Annotated in this window: 23 protein-coding genes; 12 read left to right on the forward strand and 11 right to left on the reverse strand. The window is 58.9% G+C overall.

The features are described from left to right. Positions 1 to 124: 124 nt before the first annotated feature. Both GN112_RS19060 and GN112_RS19065 read right to left on the reverse strand, forming a co-directional pair. Complete coding sequence (locus GN112_RS19060) at positions 125 to 1,066, reverse strand: homocysteine S-methyltransferase family protein (RefSeq protein ID WP_155311672.1); 942 nt, start codon at positions 1,064 to 1,066, stop codon at positions 125 to 127. A gap of 33 nt (positions 1,067 to 1,099) precedes the next feature. Next, positions 1,100 to 2,203 (reverse strand): hypothetical protein, encoded by a 1,104-nt coding sequence (locus tag GN112_RS19065; RefSeq protein ID WP_155311673.1) that lies wholly within the window; start codon positions 2,201 to 2,203, stop codon positions 1,100 to 1,102. A 352-nt stretch (positions 2,204 to 2,555) separates the two neighbouring features. On the opposite strand from GN112_RS19065, the gene GN112_RS19070 reads away from it, so the two are divergent. The 11 genes from GN112_RS19070 to GN112_RS19120 all read left to right on the forward strand — a co-directional run bounded on the left by GN112_RS19070 (position 2,556) and on the right by GN112_RS19120 (position 9,551). Next, entirely contained in the window at positions 2,556 to 2,837 is a 282-nt protein-coding gene (locus tag GN112_RS19070) for a DUF5818 domain-containing protein (RefSeq protein ID WP_155311674.1), read from the forward strand. Positions 2,838 to 3,038: 201 nt separating this feature from the next. After that, positions 3,039 to 3,275 (forward strand): aldehyde dehydrogenase family protein, encoded by a 237-nt coding sequence (locus GN112_RS19075; protein WP_269434983.1) that lies wholly within the window; start codon positions 3,039 to 3,041, stop codon positions 3,273 to 3,275. A gap of 189 nt (positions 3,276 to 3,464) precedes the next feature. Next, on the forward strand, positions 3,465 to 3,827 hold the full coding sequence (locus GN112_RS19080; RefSeq protein ID WP_155311676.1) for a winged helix-turn-helix domain-containing protein: 363 nt from the start codon (positions 3,465 to 3,467) through the stop codon (positions 3,825 to 3,827). An 89-nt stretch (positions 3,828 to 3,916) separates the two neighbouring features. Further along, on the forward strand, positions 3,917 to 4,939 hold the full coding sequence (locus tag GN112_RS19085) for a P1 family peptidase (protein WP_155311677.1): 1,023 nt from the start codon (positions 3,917 to 3,919) through the stop codon (positions 4,937 to 4,939). Between the two features lie 315 nt (positions 4,940 to 5,254). Next, positions 5,255 to 6,166 (forward strand): ketopantoate reductase family protein, encoded by a 912-nt coding sequence (locus tag GN112_RS19090; protein ID WP_155311678.1) that lies wholly within the window; start codon positions 5,255 to 5,257, stop codon positions 6,164 to 6,166. Positions 6,167 to 6,319: 153 nt separating this feature from the next. After that, entirely contained in the window at positions 6,320 to 7,174 is an 855-nt protein-coding gene (panB, locus tag GN112_RS19095) for a 3-methyl-2-oxobutanoate hydroxymethyltransferase (protein ID WP_155311679.1), read from the forward strand. 3 nt (positions 7,175 to 7,177) lie between these two features. Next, on the forward strand, positions 7,178 to 7,819 hold the full coding sequence (locus tag GN112_RS19100; RefSeq protein WP_155311680.1) for a YceH family protein: 642 nt from the start codon (positions 7,178 to 7,180) through the stop codon (positions 7,817 to 7,819). A gap of 8 nt (positions 7,820 to 7,827) precedes the next feature. Continuing rightward, positions 7,828 to 8,073, forward strand: coding sequence for a hypothetical protein (locus GN112_RS19105; RefSeq protein WP_155311681.1), 246 nt, complete (start codon positions 7,828 to 7,830; stop codon positions 8,071 to 8,073). 149 nt (positions 8,074 to 8,222) lie between these two features. Then, a complete protein-coding gene (locus GN112_RS19110; protein ID WP_155311682.1) occupies positions 8,223 to 8,936 on the forward strand; it encodes a PilZ domain-containing protein in 714 nt (237 codons plus the stop codon). 30 nt (positions 8,937 to 8,966) lie between these two features. After that, complete coding sequence (locus GN112_RS19115) at positions 8,967 to 9,317, forward strand: YebG family protein (RefSeq protein WP_155311683.1); 351 nt, start codon at positions 8,967 to 8,969, stop codon at positions 9,315 to 9,317. A 9-nt stretch (positions 9,318 to 9,326) separates the two neighbouring features. After that, positions 9,327 to 9,551: a YebG family protein gene (locus GN112_RS19120; protein WP_155311684.1), complete on the forward strand. Its 225-nt coding sequence runs from the start codon at positions 9,327 to 9,329 to the stop codon at positions 9,549 to 9,551. Here the strand turns inward: GN112_RS19120 and GN112_RS19125 are convergent. Further along, positions 9,526 to 9,924: a hypothetical protein gene (locus GN112_RS19125; protein ID WP_155311685.1), complete on the reverse strand. Its 399-nt coding sequence runs from the start codon at positions 9,922 to 9,924 to the stop codon at positions 9,526 to 9,528. The genes GN112_RS19120 and GN112_RS19125 overlap by 26 nt on opposite strands. Before the next feature lie 101 nt (positions 9,925 to 10,025). Between GN112_RS19125 and GN112_RS19130 the strand changes: the two genes are divergently transcribed. Next, a complete protein-coding gene (locus GN112_RS19130) occupies positions 10,026 to 10,577 on the forward strand; it encodes a DJ-1 family glyoxalase III (RefSeq protein ID WP_155311686.1) in 552 nt (183 codons plus the stop codon). Positions 10,578 to 10,647: 70 nt separating this feature from the next. Here the strand turns inward: GN112_RS19130 and GN112_RS19135 are convergent, their stop codons facing one another. The 8 genes from GN112_RS19135 to GN112_RS19170 all read right to left on the reverse strand — a co-directional run bounded on the left by GN112_RS19135 (position 10,648) and on the right by GN112_RS19170 (position 19,018). Then, the gene (locus GN112_RS19135; protein ID WP_155311687.1) at positions 10,648 to 11,355 is read right to left on the reverse strand and encodes a phosphate ABC transporter ATP-binding protein; all 708 of its coding nucleotides are present in this window, start codon (positions 11,353 to 11,355) and stop codon (positions 10,648 to 10,650) included. Positions 11,356 to 11,368: 13 nt separating this feature from the next. Further along, complete coding sequence (locus GN112_RS19140; RefSeq protein WP_155311688.1) at positions 11,369 to 12,256, reverse strand: PstA family ABC transporter permease; 888 nt, start codon at positions 12,254 to 12,256, stop codon at positions 11,369 to 11,371. Continuing rightward, positions 12,253 to 13,113: a PstC family ABC transporter permease gene (locus tag GN112_RS19145; RefSeq protein WP_231717066.1), complete on the reverse strand. Its 861-nt coding sequence runs from the start codon at positions 13,111 to 13,113 to the stop codon at positions 12,253 to 12,255. Before GN112_RS19145 ends, GN112_RS19140 begins: the two co-directional genes overlap by 4 nt. A gap of 17 nt (positions 13,114 to 13,130) precedes the next feature. Next, complete coding sequence (locus GN112_RS19150; RefSeq protein ID WP_197743355.1) at positions 13,131 to 13,970, reverse strand: phosphate ABC transporter substrate-binding protein; 840 nt, start codon at positions 13,968 to 13,970, stop codon at positions 13,131 to 13,133. A 241-nt stretch (positions 13,971 to 14,211) separates the two neighbouring features. Next, on the reverse strand, positions 14,212 to 15,318 hold the full coding sequence (locus GN112_RS19155) for a tetratricopeptide repeat protein (protein WP_155311689.1): 1,107 nt from the start codon (positions 15,316 to 15,318) through the stop codon (positions 14,212 to 14,214). After that, the gene (locus GN112_RS19160; RefSeq protein WP_155311690.1) at positions 15,318 to 16,355 is read right to left on the reverse strand and encodes a polysaccharide deacetylase family protein; all 1,038 of its coding nucleotides are present in this window, start codon (positions 16,353 to 16,355) and stop codon (positions 15,318 to 15,320) included. The genes GN112_RS19155 and GN112_RS19160 overlap by 1 nt, the downstream gene beginning before the upstream one ends. After that, positions 16,336 to 18,060: an adenylate/guanylate cyclase domain-containing protein gene (locus GN112_RS19165; protein WP_155311691.1), complete on the reverse strand. Its 1,725-nt coding sequence runs from the start codon at positions 18,058 to 18,060 to the stop codon at positions 16,336 to 16,338. Before GN112_RS19165 ends, GN112_RS19160 begins: the two co-directional genes overlap by 20 nt. 526 nt (positions 18,061 to 18,586) lie before the next feature. After that, entirely contained in the window at positions 18,587 to 19,018 is a 432-nt protein-coding gene (locus tag GN112_RS19170; RefSeq protein WP_155311692.1) for a MaoC family dehydratase, read from the reverse strand. Positions 19,019 to 19,087 lie beyond the last annotated feature (69 nt).

Raw genomic sequence — 19,087 nt, forward strand, 5'->3', positions numbered from 1 at the left:
CCCAATGCAACATTGGGGTTCTTTCGGTTGGGAAGCAAACCTGATTCCACATATCATCGGCCCGCAGCAGGATCAAGCGCAAACGCTTATGGGCGAAAAAGCAATCTGCCCGATAGCGCGTCTCTCAACTTCCGCGAAAATCGGGGTACCGCGCCGTGATCAGGTCTCGCAGTTTTTTGATGTGCGCCGGTCGGGTGCCGCAGCAGCCGCCGATGACGCTTGCCCCGGCGTCAAGCCAACGGGCCGCATGAACGGCATAGGCGTCCGGCCCCAGATCGTTGCGCAGGGGGAGCAGACCGTCTGATGTCTTTTGCCCGTCCAGCCGCCAATCCGCCGGGATGGGGTGAAAGGTGTTGGCATAGCCACCGACACGCTGGTTCGTTGCCGCCGACAGCTTGGGGATGGCCCGGGTGATACTTGCCGGTGAGGCACAGTTGGTGAGAAATCCGCTTACCGGCAGATCGGCCAGCATAAATACCGCCTGGGCAATCGTCTCACCGCTGCGCAGCCGGCCGGACTCATCCTCGTGCAGCGTCCACGACACCCACACCGGCCTGCCCGTCTCACAAGCCGCTTCAGCGGCGGCCCGGGCTTCAACGGCGCTGGACATCGTTTCACACAACAGCAGGTCCACGTGGGGGGCCAGCAGGCGGGCCTGCTCGCGATAGCAAGTGAGACTTTCCGCTTTCGGTCCCACGAGATCGGGTCGGAAGCTTCCCCGAAGCGGCGGCAGGGAGCCGGCCACGAGCACCGGCCGCGCTGCCTTATCGCAGGCTTCGCGAGCCAGGGCGCAGGCCTTTTGGTTGAGTTCGGCAAAACGATCCGCGATCCCGGCCTTGGCCAGATCGTCGCGGATGAGCCCGTACGTGTTGGTGGTGATGATGTCAGCGCCCACCGTGATATAGTCCCTGTGGATCTGGCGCACCACATCAGGCGCGTCGATCAGGCCCTGGGCGGACCAGATCGATTCGGAAAGTGCAACGCCCCGAAACTGGAGTTCCCGCCCCATACCGCCGTCTAGCAGTACCGGCCGGTCGGGGAGATCGGGTTGAGGTCTTTTTGCCATGAGTGCCTAAATATCCATTCCGGGGTTATCAAGTCAAGTAAGCTTGAGTTGTTCCCTGAACCGGCCCGGGTCCTCCATATACAAACCGATACTCCGGTGAATGCCTAGTGTTCTGACCAGCTGGATGCCCTGGCGGCGATAGCGGTACTGCGATAAATCGGGTACGTTGCCAGCCCACCTTTCGAAATTCAGGTTGTCTGGCAGCCCCCCCGGATAACGGTCGCAATAACGCGCCAGAACGCGATCCACCAGTCCGCCCACCACCGACTCCTCCACCGCCATCCACTCATCAGCCATTTGTCTTGCCGCAGCCAGGCTCTTGGACGGATCCTGCCGCAAAGACGCGTCGAGCAACCGGTCCGTTGCCCTTCCCAAATAATAATGCAGCGTCTCTTCCACCGGGATCGCCATGAGGCTGAAAAATTCAGCGCCGCTGTTTTGCCAAATGGTAAAAGGAGGACGGCGCAGACCAAACCGGCCCGGGGCCAGCCGTTCGATCTCCAGATCCACCGCACCCAGATGATTGGAAAAAATGGCCCCTGAAGCAGCGTATTTTACGCTCTTTCCGGACTCAGCGGTAAATCGGCAGACGGCCCGGTATGCTTTTGCCAGACGGTGGACGATAAACGCGGAGACCCCCGTTTCTGAGATGACGGGATGGTCTTCATGGGGGCTCGTGATGGAAGAATAAAAATTTTCGGCCCGATTTATCTCAAACAGATAGTCGGTAATATCCTGGCAGTAGCGTTGATAGGCGGCGGCATGACGTTTGTCCGACTGGGGGACGAACATCAGGCGGACTTCGAGGTCTTCCACGGAAAAGCGGACTTTGCGTTCAAATCCGATCCGCGCTTTTATTTTCGATAGCAACTCGCTGCGCTGGACGAGTTCCCGCCGGAGGTGCTGTTCGATCTCATTGTCCGGGTCGGCCGCATAATCCCTGAATACCCGCAGGGGGCCTTCCCGTTCGACCATCTCCGGGATATGGGCAACCAGTTTCAAATCGTTTTCAAATGGGGCGGCGACCGTGCGCATGGGAAAAGCGGCCCATCCGAGCAGGTTCAGTGTGCCGACGGCCAGCAGCTGGCGCCGGGTGAGGCCCCTGCGGTCGGCGATGGTATGGCGTTTTGGCTTCATGTTCCGCCTATCGGTATTTTCCCGCCAAATCATGAGTGCCATGCCGCCATCACCGGATTGAATCGACTCCTCTCCATTTCGCATTGCCGCGATGACCGATGCGCAATTTTGCGTCAGAAGGTGCACCCAACGTAACCCAATGAATACGTCACGGAAGAAAAAGAACATATTGTTACAGTTCAATATCAATGGGTTATATTGTATGGCATGTCCATTGCTGAGAGAAGAAGAAAGCACACCGCTGGTCGGTTCCCTGTGCTGACGGTTCAGCACTCGGTGTGTTTTCGGGGAGCAGCATCACGCTCCCTCGGGCAGAACGTTGGGGTCAACAAACGCAGATGGAGGTGTTCATATGAAAACATCAAAGAAAAACATTCTTGCAGCTCTTTTTGCGATGATGTTCCTGGTTATCGCCACCGCTGGTGTGGCCATGGCCGAAGAAAGCATCATCGGTACCATTGCAGAGAAAGGAGAAATTATCGTTCTCGACGCTGCCGACGGCACTTATGTTCTTGAAGGCAGCGACACCACCCCCGAGATGGTTGGCAAGACGGTGAAAGTCACCGGGACGATCGCCGAGAAGGACAATATGCGGATCATCAATGTGCTCTCCATGGAGGAGGTCACGGATTAAACGCCAATCTGCGGAATATCACCGCAGTGGCTGAATCTGCCATGCCCGGCAACGACCCCACCGGTCAAGGCATCTGTCAGGTTTAAATCAGTCGAGCAGGGAAAGGCACGCCAAGGTGGCTTTCCCTGCTTTTTTTGCCGCGACCCTAAGTCCTGATCCCCCGAACCTTGCGGTTGACTTGGCACGGGTGAGGGAGAAAAAATCGAGGTGGTTTCTCCGGCCACCGACCTGGGTATGGCGATCCCGGCCATCGTTTTCGGCGCCGCCGGAACCGCCGGCCAGCGCTGCACCACCACCCGGCGGGTGATCATTAAGGAAATCGGCGGCGGCCGGGAATCCGGTTCCGACGCCTGGAAGGGGTATATGCGCTGGCAGACGAACACGATCAACTACGGCAGCCTCCTGCCACTGGCCCAGGGCATCGTGTTTGACCTTTAAGTCTTTTTGCGACGCGTCCTGAAACGTGCGCCAAAGCGACGGTAAACACCGTAATTCTCCCTGGTTGACAGCCATCCGAGGGCATCCCGGATGGTTATCAGCCGCCCACCTTTTTTCTTGCTGCCACTCTCCGTGCCTGCTATCCTTTTTTCGTTTTCCGGAAAGCGTGACGAACCAACAGGAGGAGAGATGACTGCCAAGAAAAGAAACGTCTACGTCAAATCAAAAGTCTGGCTGGTGGATAAAGAGGGCCGGATCATTTTTGGTTTGGGCCGTATGCGCATATTGAAGGCCATCGACAAGTGCGGCTCGCTCAATTCGGCCGCCAAAGAACTCAAAATGAGTTATCGCGCCGTTTGGGGCAAGATCAAGGTGACCGAGGAAGCCCTGGGAAAACCCCTGCTGGTTAAAAATCAGGGCGGCAGCGCCGGTGGTGGCTCCACCCTGACCCCGTACGCCTATACCCTGATGAATCGCTACCTGGAACTGTCCCGCATCGTGGATACCCAGGCCGATGATCTTTTCGAGTCCGGATTTCTCGATCCCAAATAACCGCTATCGCAGACAGTGATGGCACAACGCCGGCCGAGCAGGCCGTGGATTCACGGCCCGTCACCACACCCATACCAAACGGAAACCCGATGCGTCGACCATCCCCCCATCCCGGTAAATACAACGCGCTGACCGATGTTCCCGGTATCCGGGTCGGTCACTACAGCGACCCGGCCGCCGCATCGGGCACCACCGTAGTTGTCTGCCCCGCCGGGGCCGTGGGCGGTGTCGATGTCCGCGGCGCAGCACCGGGTACTCGGGAGACCGAGCTTCTGGCCCCGGAGAACCTGGTGGAGACCGTGCAGGCCATCTGCCTGAGCGGCGGCTCGGTTTACGGACTGGCCGCGGCCGACGGGGTGGTGCGCCATCTGGCATCCCGGTCGATCGGATTCCCCCTGGACGAGGGCCAGGTCGCACCCATCGTTCCGGCGGCGGTGCTCTTCGACCTGGGACGCGGCCCTTGCTTCAGGCCGCCGGTGGATGCCGGGTGGGGAGAGGCCGCTTGCCGGTGCGCGGTTTCCGGGCCGGTCACCGGCGGCAGCGTCGGCGCCGGTACGGGTGCCAGGGCCGGCGGCATCAAAGGGGGCATCGGCAGCGCCAGCATTGTTCTGGAATCCGGGATGAGCGTTGCCGTTCTGACCGCCGTTAACGCCATGGGATCGGCCATCGATCCCGCCGACGGGACCTTCTGGGAGGCGCGTCTGGAAATCGATGGGGAATTCGGCGGTCGCATCCACGGGCCGGTGGTGCTCCCCCCGGCACCGGAGGCAAAACCGGCCCACAACACCACCCTGGCTGTGGTGGCCACCGATGCGATCCTCACCAAGGCGCAGGCCAAACGGGTCGCCATGATGGCCCACGACGGGATGGCCCGGGCCATCCGCCCGGCACACACCCTGTTCGACGGGGACGTGGTTTTCTGCCTGGCCACCGGCAAACAGGCCCTGCCTGAATCAGGCGGGGTTTTCACGATGCCGGCCGCGCAGGTATGCATCAATGAAATCGGCCATGCCGCCGCCGACTGCCTGGCACGCGCTATCATCCACGGCATCCTTGACGCCGAAAGCGCCTTCGGCATCACCGCCTACCGCGATCTGGCCCGCCGGCTTTGACTATTTTCCGAAGCCTTGTTAAAACAGATACATGCCTGCCGGAATGAAAAGGGCACAAAAGAATTTCCGATCAACCCGAAACCGTTTAAGCGAAACAATTCGCCACCAACCTGCAGCCTGACAATGATATCCGTACGCTATAGTATTTAAGATAATGTTTTTGGCAAGGCCTTAAGGGAGGAAGCTGTATAATGATTACCGCGACGACCGATAACGCAGCCCAACAACATTATCTTGAATGCTATACATGGCAGATGTCCGCCAACGGACCGATATGATAAACTGCAGTATCCGAAACCACGGAAAGGGAGCAGCATGAAAATCGCAATGATCGGTGCCGGTGCCATGGGCAGCCTCTTTGGTGCGCTGCTGGCCGAGGCCGGTGAAACCGTCACCCTGCTGGACATTTGCACGGACCATGTGAATGCGGTCAACGCCAACGGGCTGGTCATCGAAAAACAGAATCAGCGCAGAACGGTGCGGTTGCCGGCAACCACCGATCCGCAGCACATCGGCCCCGTGGATCTGGCCGTGGTTTTCGTCAAGTCCGCCCATACCGCCGCCGCCGCCCAAACCGCCGCCGACCTGGCCGGGTCATCCGGGCTGGTGCTGACCCTGCAAAACGGCATGGGCAATACCGAGGTGCTCGCCGAAAGCGTGGATCCATCGCGGATCATTGCCGGGACCACCGCCAACGGTGCCACCTTTCTTGAACCGGGAACCATCCGCCACGCCGGCAGCGGCGAAACCGTGATCGGCGCCTGGACGTCAACCGAAACCGCCCGTGCTGCAACGCTTGCCGACACGTTCAACCGCGCGGGCATCGTCACCCGGGTGGTCGACGATGTGCGGGCGGTGCTGTGGGCCAAACTGTTCATCAACATCGGCATCAACGCCATCACCGCCCTGACCGGCATTAAAAACGGCCAGCTGCTGGACCAGCCGGAAACCCGCCAACTGTCCCGTGAGGCCGTCGAGGAAGCCATCGCCGTTGCCCGGGCCAAAGGCATCGCCATCGACGGAGATCCGGTGGAGAAGGTATTTCAGATCGCCGCCGCCACCGGCCCCAACCGATCTTCCATGGGACAGGATGTGGATCACCGGCGCCTCACCGAAATCAGCGCCATCAACGGTTTTATCGTTCGCATGGCCGAAACGGCCGGCGTTCCGACCCCTGTCAACCGGACCTTGAGCGCACTGGTGGAGACCCTGCAGGGCCATTATTGAAAATATTGGCGGCCAGATCTTCGGCCCCTTGAGCCCTTTGAACAATCGATCGGACGGTGGTACTCCCGAGCGGGCGCGCACAACCGATCACCATCAATCGGCTCCCGCCCCCAATCCATCGATCGGGAGGGAACCTGAAAAAGGAGAAATTTCATGTCCGACACAAAAGTAAGCATCCCGAGTATTATCCAGTCAAAAAAAGAGGGCCGCAAGCTGGTTATGATCACCGCCTACGACTATCCTTTTGGTCTGATGGCCGATGAAGCCGGGGTGGACATGGTCCTGGTGGGCGATTCCCTGGGCATGGTGGTGCTGGGGCTGGACGGCACCGTACCGGTGACCCTGGAGATGATGATCCACCATATCCAGGCCGTGGTGCGCGGCTGCAAAGGGCCGTTGGTTGTCGGCGACATGCCTTTCATGACCTACAACACCGGCATCCGTGATGCCATCATCAATGCCGGCCGGCTGATGAAAGAGGGCGGCTGCGATGCGGTCAAACTGGAAGGCGGCGTGGATTTCGCACCGGTGGTTCAGGCCATCGTCAAAGCCGGCATTCCCGTACAGGGTCATATCGGCCTCACCCCCCAGACGGCCAGCGCCCTGGGCGGGTTTAAGATGCAGGGCAAGGATGCGTCGGCGGCCCGTCGGATCGTGGAGGATGCCAAGGCCCTTGAGGCGGCCGGGGTTTTTTCCATCGTGGCCGAAGCGGTTCCCGCTCCCCTTGGTCGGTTGATCGCGGAAACGGTCTCCGTACCGGTAATCGGTATCGGTGCCGGCGTGGACGTGGACGGCCAGGTTTTGGTCACCCACGACATGGTGGGCCTGTTCGACCGTTTCGTGCCCAAGTTCGTCAAACAGTACACCAAAATCAGACCCACGATCATCGATGCCATCAAATCCTATGGCGAGGAGGTTCGCACATCGGCCTTCCCCGCTCCCGAGCACAGCTTCAGCATGCCCGACGAAACCCTGGCGGCGGTCAAAAAATCGCTCAAGGAATCGTAATCCATGGAAATCGTACTCAGCGAACAGGAGATCCGGGTCCTGGGCTGTCTGATGGAAAAATCCATGGCAACACCGGAGTACTATCCCCTTTCCCTCAACGCCCTGACCAACGCCTGTAATCAGAAGTCCAACCGCGACCCGGTCGTCGCCTGGGACGAGCAGACCGTTCAGGATGCCGCCGACGCACTGGAGAAAAAAGGTTGGGTCAACCGAAGCACCATGGGCCGGGTTCCCAAGTACGAGGAGCGCTTCACCCGCCAGCATAACATGGTGGCCGCCGAAGCGGCCGTGCTTTGTGTGCTGCTGCTGCGCGGGCCCCAGACGCCCGGGGCCATTCGTGGCCGCAGCGACCGCCTGCATGCTTTCGACGGGCTGGATGCCGTGCAGGAAACCTTGGACCGGTTGGACGAGTGGGGACATATCCGCCGCCTGGACCGTTTGCCCGGCCACAAGGAGGCCCGCTACGCACATCTTCTCTCGGACGAACCGGACGGCATTGACCGGCCCGACGAATCCGTTTCGCCACCGGTCAAAGCGGAAACATGTGACCGGCTGGCACAGCTGGAGGAGGAGGTTTCCGATTTACGGGAGCAGATGGCCGATCTTGAGGACAGGTTTGAATCGTTTCGCAAACAATTTGAATAGGAGCCATGATGAAAACCGACCAGAGCCTTACACGCGCGTTACTGCTGATTTTGCTTTTCTGCGGGCTGCTGATGACGGCTGGCTGTGAAGGCACGGACACCCGTGATCAGGTGGATGACACGGTAAAAACCGCCGCCGGTCAGAAAGACCTTGAACGCTACCGGGAGATGAAGGAGCAAATCGGCGACATTCAGGCGCAAGAGACCGAACGATACCGCCAACTGGACACAGACACGGACGCGAAAAAAGAATAAAGACGCCTCGGACCTGTTGTCACAAGCATAAAAAGCATTGCATGACGCCTTGTCATTTCTGTATTAAAGATTTTACGATGCTGACCGAAAAATGGAAAAAGGCTATAAAATCAGGTTGAAATGACTTTGTTTGATCAAGGATTTGGAAAATGGGGGCTGCGGAAAAACTGGAAGGCAAAAAGCTGGTTGAGTTGTTTGCGGAGTTGATTCAAAAAAAGGTGATCCTGTCCATGAATGTCGTCGGTGCCGGTTTCGACAGCCTCACCTGCCTTACCGGAATGGAGGAAACGGCTGACGGAAACGTTCTGCTCGTCGATCCGCCGGAGGATTTTCTAAATATTGCCGGTGAAAATCAGCGCTGGCATCTGCGGTTCAATTTCAACGGGCCGGACCGGCTCGAGTATCTGTTCAGCACCCGGGGGGGCCGGTTTTCCCGGCAGGGTCTCAGGATTCCTTTTCCGGAACATGTCGAGCGGCTTCAGCGACGCTACAATTTCCGCATCAACACCTTGCCCGGTACCCAGATGCATTTTAAACTGAAAAAAATCCATGGGGTTCTGGATCTCATCAATGTTAGCCTGGGCGGGGTTTATGGAGCACTGATCAAACACAATTTCAAGTTCATGCGTGGGCCGGTATTAAAAAAGGAGCAGCAGGTTTTTGACAGCCGCATTGTCTTTCCAGGCAACCCCGGTGATACGATTGAGGTGAAAAAAGCGGAAGTCGTCCGCGTGGAAAACGACGCGCAAGAAGAGATCCACCGCTTTGCCCTGAAATTTTGTACCATCGAAAAAGAGGAGCAGCAACGCCTCACCCAAGTGGTCTACGATCTTCAACGCAGGTATCTTCGTTTCCGGGAATAGGAACGTTTCAACAAATAAGGAGCCCGTTTCATGGCCGTCATTACCAAATACGTGGTGGTGCGCAATGGTGTCGAACTGGACAAGGAATTCCTGGTTAAAAAAGAAGCTGACGCCTATGATAAAATGCTGGACGCCGCCGACAACCTGGCCGCTTTCATCAAGGATGCCGGTCTGGAGACCCATCTGGACGACGCCACCATTGATGCCCTTTCGGTTTTCCTGGCCCAAAACGGGCCTGAAGTGATCCGGATTCTCAAAGGCCTGACCCCCATGGCAAAACCGCCGCGTTCGCCGGAGCCGGAAGCCGAAACGGAAGCGGAGACACCCCGGCGGGCAACGGCCAAAAAGAAGGCCCCGGTGGGCAAGGCCAAAGGCAAATAACCCCCCTCCATGGCCGCCATTACCAAACAAGAGGCCGATGCCTGGGATCGCATACTGGATGCCGCCAGTGCGCTGTCGGAATTGATCGAATCCAGTGGCCTCCAGATCGACGAAGATGATCTGGAGGAGCTGACCATCTTTCTGGCCGCCAACGGCCCCACGATACGCAGCATTGTCAGAAAGGTAAAAAGCAAAATTTACGCAGGGGTCATTCAAAAGACGGCGGAGCGCTGAGCAGCCAGTTTTTCTTCTGCTCGTCGTAGGTCCAGGTTTGACTATAGCTCTTTTTTTTCAGGAGAATATTGCTCAAGGCGTAATAGCTGACGTCGATCTCCTGTTCCACCTGCATGCGATCTTCGGACGCCTTCATATGGGCGACCTTGTAATCGACCAACTTGATATCGCCGAACTGCTTCAGGCAGTCCTGACGCGTCATGGCAGCGGGATCCACGTACTGGCAGATGGTGTTGAAATCCGACATGCGCATGGCGGTTTCATAGGAATCCAGAATAAGGCTGTACCGCTCCATTTTGGCTTTTTCCGCATAAAACGCACACCCCAGCGGCAGGCAGATCAGCAGGGTGATGGCAACAATCCGTTGTTTCATCAAACACGCTCCCATATGGTATTGATTGGCAATCTATAATGACATAAACCATAAATGAATTCCTTGATCAACTGCAACATCCAATGGGCGAGGAAGCGGACATGGAGAAAACCGTACTGGTCCCGGTGGCTGACGGCACCGAGGAACTGGAGGCCGTGGCCATTATCGACGTCTTGCGACGGGCCGGTGCCACCGTCACCGTGGCCTCGGTGAGTGGCCATCGACAGATCACCGCCTCTCGCGGCGTGGTGATCGTGGCCGACACCTTGATTGAAAGCTGCGTGGACCAGACTTATGATCTGGTGGTCCTTCCCGGCGGCATTCCCGGTGCCGAGCACCTGCGCGACTGCGCCGAGTTGGCCCAAATTCTCAGACGCCAGAACGAACAGGAGCGGTTCTTCGGGGCGATCTGCGCCAGCCCGGCCGTGGTTCTGGAACATCACGACTTGATCCAGGGGCGCCGGGCCACCTGTCACCCCGGCTTTGTCGACGGATTGGCATCTGCGGCGGATGTCGACCAGCGCGTGGTGGTGGACGGTAACTGCATGACCAGCCGAGGCGCGGGGACCGCCGTGGAGTTCGCCCTGGCATTGGTAGAACGGCTTTATGGCAAGGCCCATCGGGACGCGGTTGCCGTACCCATGGTTCTATAGCACCCCATTTATCGCGCCTCAGGCCGCTGCCTGGGTTATAAAAATGTGGAACGTTTGAACGCTTTTCGGTTCAATCCGCCACGATCCGTCCTTCCCTTAGCGCGATCCACTGGTCGGCTACCCGTTCGACCTGGGCCATGTCGTGGGATACCATGACGATGGTGCAGGCGGTTTTCAGGCTGAGAATCAGTTGCTCGATGGTTTCGGTGGCAGCCGGGTCCAGGGACGAGGTGGGCTCGTCCAGGAGCAGTACTTCCGGATTCAGCACCAGCGCCCGGGCCATGCACAGGCGTTGCTGCTGACCGCCGGAGAGGGCGCGGGCGTCATCCTTCAGGCGATCCTTGACCTCGTCCCACAAAAATGCCTGCCGAAGGGTGCGCTTAACCCGGTCACGGGTCTGCGAACGCGTCGATCCGCCAACCAGTTTGAGCGGAAAGGCCACATTCTTGTAAATGCTCATGGGCAGGGGATTGGGTGTCTGAAAGACCATGCCCACCTGGCGGCGCAATTCGGTCAGCGAGCAGGCCCGGTGATAGATGTCACGCTCGTTTCCGCTTAGACGGATGCGCACCGTTCCCGCCAGGCGGGCATGGGGAATGTCTTCCCAGAGGCGGTTGAAAACGGTCAGCAGGGTGGATTTTCCCTGGCCGGAGGGGCCCACCACCGCGGTGACGGTGTTTGCCTGAACGTCAAACGTCAAATCTTTCAGTACCGTATGGTCGCCATAGGCGAAGGAGAGCTGGCGAACCTTGATTTTGACGCATTGCGCAACCTGCATGCAAACCTCCTATTTACCGCGTGCCGTAAAGCAGATGGTCGGCCAGCCGGTGGCGGATGGCGGCGGCCAGGGTGAACAAAGCGGCACAGATGGCCAGAAGGACGATTGCCGCCCCGTAGCCGCGCATCAGCTCGGCCTGATCGGCGTACTGGGCGGAGATGGTGTAGATGAAAAAGGGCAGGGCCTCGTAGTTGGCCAGAAGGGAGGTGGGAATGCCGGCCGTTGCTACCACACCGGTGAGCATGATGACGGCCGTGTCCTCAGCGCAGCGGCCAATGGAGAGAATGATGCCGCTGACGATGCCGGAAAGGGATTGGGGCAGGAGTACATAAAAAAGGGTCTGCAGGCGTGATGCGCCCAGCGCCGGGGCGGTGATGCGGATTTGTCGGGGCAGGGCTTCCAGGGCCGTCTGGGTTGTTCGGATCAGGTAGGGCAGAACCAGAAACGCCAGTGAAAGGGCCGATATCAGCAGGCAGGGGGTTATCCGATCCGACAGGCGATGGTGCAGAAATACCGCCAGGCTGAATCCGAAAAGCCCCACCAGAACAGAGGGAATGCCTGCCAGGATGTCGAAAAAGAGGCCGAAGATCCCTTTGATCCGGCGCCCGGCGAATTCGGCCATATAGATGCCGGCCCCCACGCCCACGGGAACGGCGATGATGATGGAGAGTCCCACCAGGACCAGGGTACCCACCATGGCCGGGAAGATGCCGTCAAACACCTGCCGACGCAGCAGCAGGGCATCCATGGGCGCGGTGTCGCCGAAAAAGAGACTGGCCGAGAGACTGCCCGCGCCGTTGACGATCACATACCCCAGAAGCCCGGCCACGCTGGTGGTCAGGAGTGCGCCGCAGAGCCAGGCCATGATGGTGACGCCGGTTTCGACCAGACGGCGGGTCATGGTCGCCTTTCCCTAAGCGCACCGATCCCCCGGGTCAGAACCACCATTAGCGTGGTGCACAGATAAAGGATGATGCCGCAGGCAAACAGGGTACGGAACTCCAGGCTGTCGAAATCGGCGGCCACCACCAGGGCGATATGGGCGGTAAGCGTGCGGGCCGGTTCGGTCAGCGCACCCGGCATGGCCGTGGCATTGCCGGCAATCATCAGGGCGATCAGGGTATCGCCCACGGCGCGCCCCATGGCCAGCACCACGCCGTTGACCAGTCCCGGCCAGGCGCACGGGATAAAGACATGGATCAGTTTCTGTACCGGACTGGCGCCCAGGGCGTCGGCGGCCTGCAGGTAGGACCGCGGAACCGTGGCAAAACTGTCGGTAAAGAAAAGGATCATGGTTGGCGCGATGAGCACGGCCAGCAGCAGGCCGGCGGAGAGGATGCACAGCCCCGAACCGCGGCCGGCCCACTCACGCACCAGGGGCACCAGAAGAAAAATACCGGCAAACCCGTACACCACGGTGGGAATGCCGGTCATAAAACGCACCAGTCGATGGAGCAGGATCGGCAGCCAGCCGCGCCCCAGCACACTGATCAGGGCGGCACAGCCCAGACTGACCGGAAAACTCACCGCCATGCCGAGGCCGGCGATGACCGCCGTGCCCACGATCATGGGGGCGATGCCGTACGCCCCCTGGCCCGGCTGCCACGGCCCGGTGAACATGTTGAAAAAGGTTCCCTCCGTGATCAGGGGCAGGCCCAGCGTTACCATGAAGCCGAACATCAGCACGGTGACGGCCACGCTGAATGCGGCCATCAGCCCCAGAAGACGTCTTACCCACGGCTCCGCGATTTTGCTCAAGCATTCTCCAGGCATAGCTATTTGACAGCCACAAACCCCTTTTCAGCGGCGATCGCCTGGCCGGTCGGGCTGAAGAGAAAATCGATAAAGATTCGGGTCAGGCCGGTGGGTTCGCCCTTGGTGTTGCTGTAAAGTCCCCGGGACACGGGATAGGCGCCGCTTTTCACCGTTTCCAACGTCGGGGTCACGCCGTCCAGGGCCACGGGCGTAACGCTGGCATCAATGTGGCCCACGGAGACATAGCCGATGCCGTAAGGGTCGCCGGCCACGGCCGATTTCATGGCTCCGTTGGAAACCACCACATTGGCGCTGCTGCTGATCGCGCCTTTTTCGATGGCCTTTTTCCAGAACACTGCGCGGGTGCCGCTGGCTTCGTCACGGGTGTAGAGGTTGATGGTCTTGTCCGGTCCGCCCAGCGCTTTCCAGTTGCCGATCTGGCCGGCAAAGATGGCCTTGGTCTGGGCTTTGGTCAGTTCAGTCACCGGATTTTTCGGGTTGACCACCACGCCGACGCCATCGACCGCCCACTTGAACATGGTTAAGCCGTATTTGGCAATTTCCTCATCGGTGGGTTTGCGGCCGGAGTTGCCGATCTCCACCAGGCCTTCGCCCACCTGCTTGATGCCCACACCGGAGCCGCCCCCGGCCACGGTAACCTGGATGTCCGGATAGCGCTGCATGATCTGTTTGGCGGCTTCCTTCATCACCGGAATGTGCGCGGTACCGCCGGAAATGGCCACCCTGCCCGCCTGTCCGGCAAAGGGCGCCAGATCGTCGGCCATGGCCGGAGAGAACCCGGTTGCCACCAGAATCACCAACGCCATTGCCCAATCAAACCATCGATTCCGCTGTGACATGTTAAACCTCCTCTGATGAGATTGAATGAAGATTCGAAATATAGGGAACCCACTGGAATAAAAGCGATTGCGATGTGCTACCATCGCCGGTTGGAAAAGTCTAATTGACAGAACGGATATCGATTCGCAGATGGATCGAAAATGTTGATGATCTGGGTGGGCCTTGCGCTGGAGTGGTTGGTGGGGTGACCGGTGGGATTATCGGTTGGACGGGGCGGGCGCGGGATCGTGATCCACCGTCTTACGGCATTGTTTCGATTTTTTCGATCAGCTGGCGGGCGTTGGCGATGTTTTCGCGGACTTTTGGGTGATTCGGGTTGCACGCCAGGGCCTGTTCCCATTCCCGGATGGCCGCTTTCAGGTTTTCATTGATGAAGAGTTTGACGCCGTTGCGGTAGTGTTCCTGGGCCAGTTCCACAAGGCGGTTCTCAACACGGGATTTGAGGGCCATGCTGAGTGCATCGCTTTCGTCGGCCCGGGCCAATACCGCGAGGGCTTCGAGAAAGTCTCCCTGGTCCACATGCTCGCGGGCCAGTCGGAAACGGGCCTCGATGGCCAGGTTTCTGGCGGCAGGATGGTCCGGCGCTTCTGCCACGACTTTTTCGGCGGTATCGAGGCCCTGCCGGAACCGTCCATTGGCCACATGCTTGCGGGCCAGATTCAGCTGGTTGTCAATGGTCAGGTTGTGCCGGGCGGTCTCAAGGGTTGCCAGCACGGTGGTTTTTTGCGCGGTTTCGTCGGGAACGGCATTCAGGTCGGTGGCGGCCTTCTCCTTTTTAGGGAGGATCAGGACGGTTTCCGGGGCCGGTGTGGCGTCTTCCGGCAGGTCGTTGAACCAGGCAACCAGAAAGGCGAGGCTGCGGTCGCCATAGACCGCTTTGGCCACATCGGCCAGATCCTCGTCCTTGGCGGTCCGGTAGATCATGAACGGAAACGGGGCCCACAGGACATTGAGCTGTTCCCGGGCCGGCTGGAAATCAGGGTCCAGGCGCAACGCTGCCAGAAAGTGGTCGCGGGCAGACTGGCGTTTATTCTGGCGCAGGGCCCGCTGCCCTTCCTGAAAATGGGTCTGCACCGATGCGGCAATGGTTTTTTCCAGGCGGGCGATCTCCTGTTTGGCGTCGGTCTTTCCAAAAGCGATGTGTCGGACCACCTGCCAGTGCGCCAATGCCAGGGCCAGGTCGCCATCGGTTTCCAGTTGCCGGGCCCGTTGCCGGACCGCATCGGCCTGTTCGGCCCGCCAGAAAGGGCCGGACTGGAGGAAATGGGATACGGAATCGCCCATACCGGCGCAACCGGAGAGAATCAGGCTGGCGATCAGAACGATCCATGGCAATTGACGGATCATCAGTTCAGTTCCGCCTGGTTCATGGGGGTCATCTGGTCGGTGAAGCTGGACAGCGTCGTGTGCGGATCGATGACGATGCGGGGGATGGTGTAGCGGTCACCAAAAAACGGGGTCACGCCGGTTTTGCGCGAAAAAATGGCCGTATACCCGATTTTTACGGCGGCGGCCACCAAAAGCGCGTTGGTGTCGCCTTCGGGGCAGGCCAGAAATTTACAGGCCGTGCCCAATCGGATTTCGATGGTCTGTTTGGCCTGGCGCAGTTCGGCCGCCATCCATTTGAAATGGTTTTCGCTACGCTGTCCCTTCTGCCGCCGGGTCAGCGAGCGTCCGCTTCGTCCCCGGCAGCCGATGGTGAAGCCCATCTGCTGGAGCATTTCCAACTGTTCCCAGGTCATGGCGCTTTTTCGGCCCACGCCGCGGGTGGCAACGAAAAGGGTTGCGGTAAAACCGTATTTTTGCAGCAGGGGCAGGCCGAAATCGAAAAATTGCCGGGATTGGGTGTCCACACTGATCAGCACTGCGCGTCTGGGAAGCTGACCGGTAAAATCCATGAAAGCGATCAGATCTTCCGGTCTGATACTGTTGAAGTTGTTTCCCTTCAGCCAGGCCAGTTGCGCTTCAAAGTCGGTCCGGACGATCTGGCCGGGTTCGCCTGGCGATTCGGCGATGTCCGTGTATGCCAGGACGGGAACGGTCTGGTAACCGTCCGAAGCCAACCCACCACGCCGGAACGGGGCTATGGGAATCAGAACCGCCTGTCCTTCGGTGAACGCGTCCACGCCGTTATATTCGACGATCGTCCATGCCCTGCCGGCATCGTTGAGGTAGCGACTGGCCAGCGTCTCCGGCGTATCGCCCTGGCCGGCACGCACCAGACGGGGCAGCGGGGGGGCCGAGCGGGGATTGCTCTCTCCGGCGTGGCCGGTGGCCGGAAAAAGAATCCCCACGATGGTGACCACCCAGGCCATGCCGGCGATTACCATCACAGACGCCAACGTTTTCCAGTGTTGAAAAAAATTACCGGCTTGATCTGACATGCGCCCTCTGCTCGATGGCGGTGACCCGAAAGGTCTTCACCGGTTCGGATTTCCCTTTGATGCTGCGGACGCCGGCCGGTTCCACCTGGATGCGATCGGCCAGGGGCTCGCAAATCGCCGAGGTCACCAGGACTTCACCTGCGGCGGCCAGGCTGCTGAGCCGCGACGCCAGATTGACCGTGTCGCCGATAACGGTGTATTCCATTTTGTCCTGGGAGCCGATGTTTCCCGATACGATGGGGCCGGTGTGAAGGCCGATGCCCACGGATGATAGCATGGTGTTTCCGTTGATGCTGCTTGCCTGCAATTGCGTTTTTAGCGCCAGTGCGGCCCGCACGGCCCGCTCCGTATGATCTTTCCTGAATACCGGCACGCCGAACACACCCAGGACGGCATCGCCGATAAATTTATCCACATAGCCGCCATAATCGAGAATGGCGCGGGTGGCGATTTCGAAATAACGGTTGAGCATTTCCACGACCAGCTCCGGTTCACGGTTCTCCGAGTAGGCGGTAAATCCCCGAATATCGGCAAAAAAAATGGTGGCCTCGTTCTTGTGGCCCTTGAGCCACATTTTTTCTGGATCGGCCAGAATCATCTCCAGCACCTCTGCCCCGACATATTTGCCAAAGGACTGGCGGGTCAATGAATGCCGGAACAGCTCCTCGCCCATCTGATTGAAAGCGGTGGCCAGGTTGCCCAGCTCATCATTGCGGTTCAGCGCCACCCGGTAGTGGTAATCGCCCTTACCGATGGCTTCGGTGGCGGCCACCAGCGTTTGGATGGGCTGCGCGAAACGGATACCGATAAAAACGGCAATCGCCAATCCGAAACTGACCGTTCCCAGGGTCATCATCAGGATCGACTGTATTTCCTTATCGACCAGTTGTTCGATAAAATTAAGCGATACCCCCACATGAACGCTTCCCAGCCGTTTGTCCTGAAACACCACATCGCGGGTCAGGTTGAGAATCTGTTCGCCGGAGGCCGACGGGAAGGAAAAATAGGTTGTGTCGCCATGCTTTACGGGAGATGCCGTGGCCTTGGGCGCGATCCGCCGGGTTCCAATGCGGCCCACATCGGTATGGGCGCGGATTAGCCCTTGGGTGTCGGTTACCATGGCGTAGCGCAGCCCTTCGGTGGAGGTAGCCGCTTTGATCAGGGTATTGAGACTGAGAATGTCATCTTGGATGAGAGGTATTCGGGCGTTATTGACAAAATAGTTGAGGCTCACCGTTCCGACGGTCACGGTCTGATCGAACAGGCGGGCCTTCTGCCGATTGATCATGAAATAGCTGAAGGAGACGATAGTGACGGTAACGATGAGCAGAACGCCCAGGCAGAGCTTGAGCCAGATGGGCATGGCCGGTTTGGGCAGCCGCTGGGCAAGCGGTCCGCGGCGGCGCAGGATCAGTTCGCGGATGTTATCCGACAGGGAGGCGACCGAGATTCTGAAATTCTCATTGATGACCGCAACCACGTCGGCCTCGGCAGCAAGCCCCAGTTCGGTGATCATGTGGCCCAGGCGGACGGCCTGACCGGTGTCCACCAGCCGTTGGCGCTGGGCTGCCAGGACATCGTTCAACTGGCGTTCCGTGAGAATACCGCGTTCAATCAATACCTGGCCGAGCTTGCGATCTTCAGGGAGGCGTCGCTGGAAAAGATGCCGGAGGGCCGAAAACCAATTTTTAGGCGTCATCTGCATGGGGAGCACCACTGTTGTGGGGGGTCAGGGTTCCTGCCACCGGCAGCCGAGCTTGTCTCAAAACAGTCCGGCGGTCACTGTGCGGGGATAGGATCTTTGTTGCGGGATGGCATGGAACCTGGCCCGACTATAATTGGGAGCATTGGTCGGTGTCAACACGCCAGGACGCGGATCGTTTGACAGATGGGCGGAGCAGCACTATTTATCGATGCCTTGAAAATAATGAATACGAACAAGGTGGGAGCAATTCTGGTGACGCATGACGGTGCGTCGGTGGCGAGCGGGATCTGCTGATTCAGAAAGCGGGCCGGATCATTGGCATGCTTTCCGGCGGTGATGCGATCAAGGGCTCCATGCAGGAAAAGGATCAAGAATTCAAGCGGCTCATAGCCTTCAAGATAATGTTTTTGGGCTGCGTTATCGGTCGAAAGCGGTATGGTTGATACAGCTTTCTCTCTCTGGCCTTGCCAAAAACATTATCTTAAGGCGATTTCTGTCAAATAGTCTTCGTTCACAATAGGGTCGGTCAGGTGGCTTTGGGCGGCCGGGGCGGACTGACCAGTGCCTCACCGGACAGCACCTCGGCGCCTTCCTGATTGGTGCAGACGGTCTTCAGCCGGACCCGCTTCTTGGCTTCCAATTTTTCGATCACTTCGACCCTGGCGGTCACCGTATCGCCAATATATACCGGTGCCAGAAAGTCCAGGGACTGATGCATGTAAACGGTGCCCGGGCCGGGCAGGCGCGTGCCGATAACTGCGGAAACGAATCCGGCCGACAGCATGCCGTGGGCAATGCGTGTTTTGAAAAAGGTTCCCTTGGCGTAGGTCTCGTCAATGTGGGCCGGATTCAGGTCACCGGTGACACCGGCAAACAGATAGATATCGGTGTCGGTCACGGTTTTTGAAAACTGGGCCGTATCACCGACATGCAGTTCGTCAAAGCTTTTACCAATCATTGGGACTCCTCAAACTCGGGGGGCGGCCTTTTCGGGACCGCCCCTTTGGTTGGCGGGTGTTGTCTCAGG

Origin of the sequence: Desulfosarcina ovata subsp. ovata, from assembly GCF_009689005.1 — a bacterium.
GTDB lineage: Bacteria > Desulfobacterota > Desulfobacteria > Desulfobacterales > Desulfosarcinaceae > Desulfosarcina > Desulfosarcina ovata.

Excerpts from the sequence above, each read along its gene's own strand:
- GN112_RS19130 (WP_155311686.1), top strand. The coding sequence starts at position 10,026 with ATGGAGAAAACCGTACTGGTCCCGGTGGCTGACGGCACCGAGGAACTG.
- GN112_RS19065 (WP_155311673.1), bottom strand. The coding sequence starts at position 2,203 with ATGAAGCCAAAACGCCATACCATCGCCGACCGCAGGGGCCTCACCCGG.
- GN112_RS19060 (WP_155311672.1), bottom strand. The coding sequence starts at position 1,066 with ATGGCAAAAAGACCTCAACCCGATCTCCCCGACCGGCCGGTACTGCTA.
- GN112_RS19165 (WP_155311691.1), bottom strand. The coding sequence starts at position 18,060 with ATGCAGATGACGCCTAAAAATTGGTTTTCGGCCCTCCGGCATCTTTTC.
- GN112_RS19170 (WP_155311692.1), bottom strand. The coding sequence starts at position 19,018 with ATGATTGGTAAAAGCTTTGACGAACTGCATGTCGGTGATACGGCCCAG.
- GN112_RS19150 (WP_197743355.1), bottom strand. The coding sequence starts at position 13,970 with ATGTCACAGCGGAATCGATGGTTTGATTGGGCAATGGCGTTGGTGATT.
- GN112_RS19105 (WP_155311681.1), top strand. The coding sequence starts at position 7,828 with ATGAAAACCGACCAGAGCCTTACACGCGCGTTACTGCTGATTTTGCTT.
- GN112_RS19155 (WP_155311689.1), bottom strand. The coding sequence starts at position 15,318 with ATGATCCGTCAATTGCCATGGATCGTTCTGATCGCCAGCCTGATTCTC.
- panB (WP_155311679.1), top strand. The coding sequence starts at position 6,320 with ATGTCCGACACAAAAGTAAGCATCCCGAGTATTATCCAGTCAAAAAAA.
- GN112_RS19125 (WP_155311685.1), bottom strand. The coding sequence starts at position 9,924 with ATGAAACAACGGATTGTTGCCATCACCCTGCTGATCTGCCTGCCGCTG.
- GN112_RS19135 (WP_155311687.1), bottom strand. The coding sequence starts at position 11,355 with ATGCAGGTTGCGCAATGCGTCAAAATCAAGGTTCGCCAGCTCTCCTTC.
- GN112_RS19110 (WP_155311682.1), top strand. The coding sequence starts at position 8,223 with ATGGGGGCTGCGGAAAAACTGGAAGGCAAAAAGCTGGTTGAGTTGTTT.
- GN112_RS19160 (WP_155311690.1), bottom strand. The coding sequence starts at position 16,355 with ATGTCAGATCAAGCCGGTAATTTTTTTCAACACTGGAAAACGTTGGCG.
- GN112_RS19090 (WP_155311678.1), top strand. The coding sequence starts at position 5,255 with ATGAAAATCGCAATGATCGGTGCCGGTGCCATGGGCAGCCTCTTTGGT.
- GN112_RS19070 (WP_155311674.1), top strand. The coding sequence starts at position 2,556 with ATGAAAACATCAAAGAAAAACATTCTTGCAGCTCTTTTTGCGATGATG.
- GN112_RS19140 (WP_155311688.1), bottom strand. The coding sequence starts at position 12,256 with ATGACCCGCCGTCTGGTCGAAACCGGCGTCACCATCATGGCCTGGCTC.
- GN112_RS19080 (WP_155311676.1), top strand. The coding sequence starts at position 3,465 with ATGACTGCCAAGAAAAGAAACGTCTACGTCAAATCAAAAGTCTGGCTG.
- GN112_RS19115 (WP_155311683.1), top strand. The coding sequence starts at position 8,967 with ATGGCCGTCATTACCAAATACGTGGTGGTGCGCAATGGTGTCGAACTG.
- GN112_RS19120 (WP_155311684.1), top strand. The coding sequence starts at position 9,327 with ATGGCCGCCATTACCAAACAAGAGGCCGATGCCTGGGATCGCATACTG.
- GN112_RS19085 (WP_155311677.1), top strand. The coding sequence starts at position 3,917 with ATGCGTCGACCATCCCCCCATCCCGGTAAATACAACGCGCTGACCGAT.
- GN112_RS19100 (WP_155311680.1), top strand. The coding sequence starts at position 7,178 with ATGGAAATCGTACTCAGCGAACAGGAGATCCGGGTCCTGGGCTGTCTG.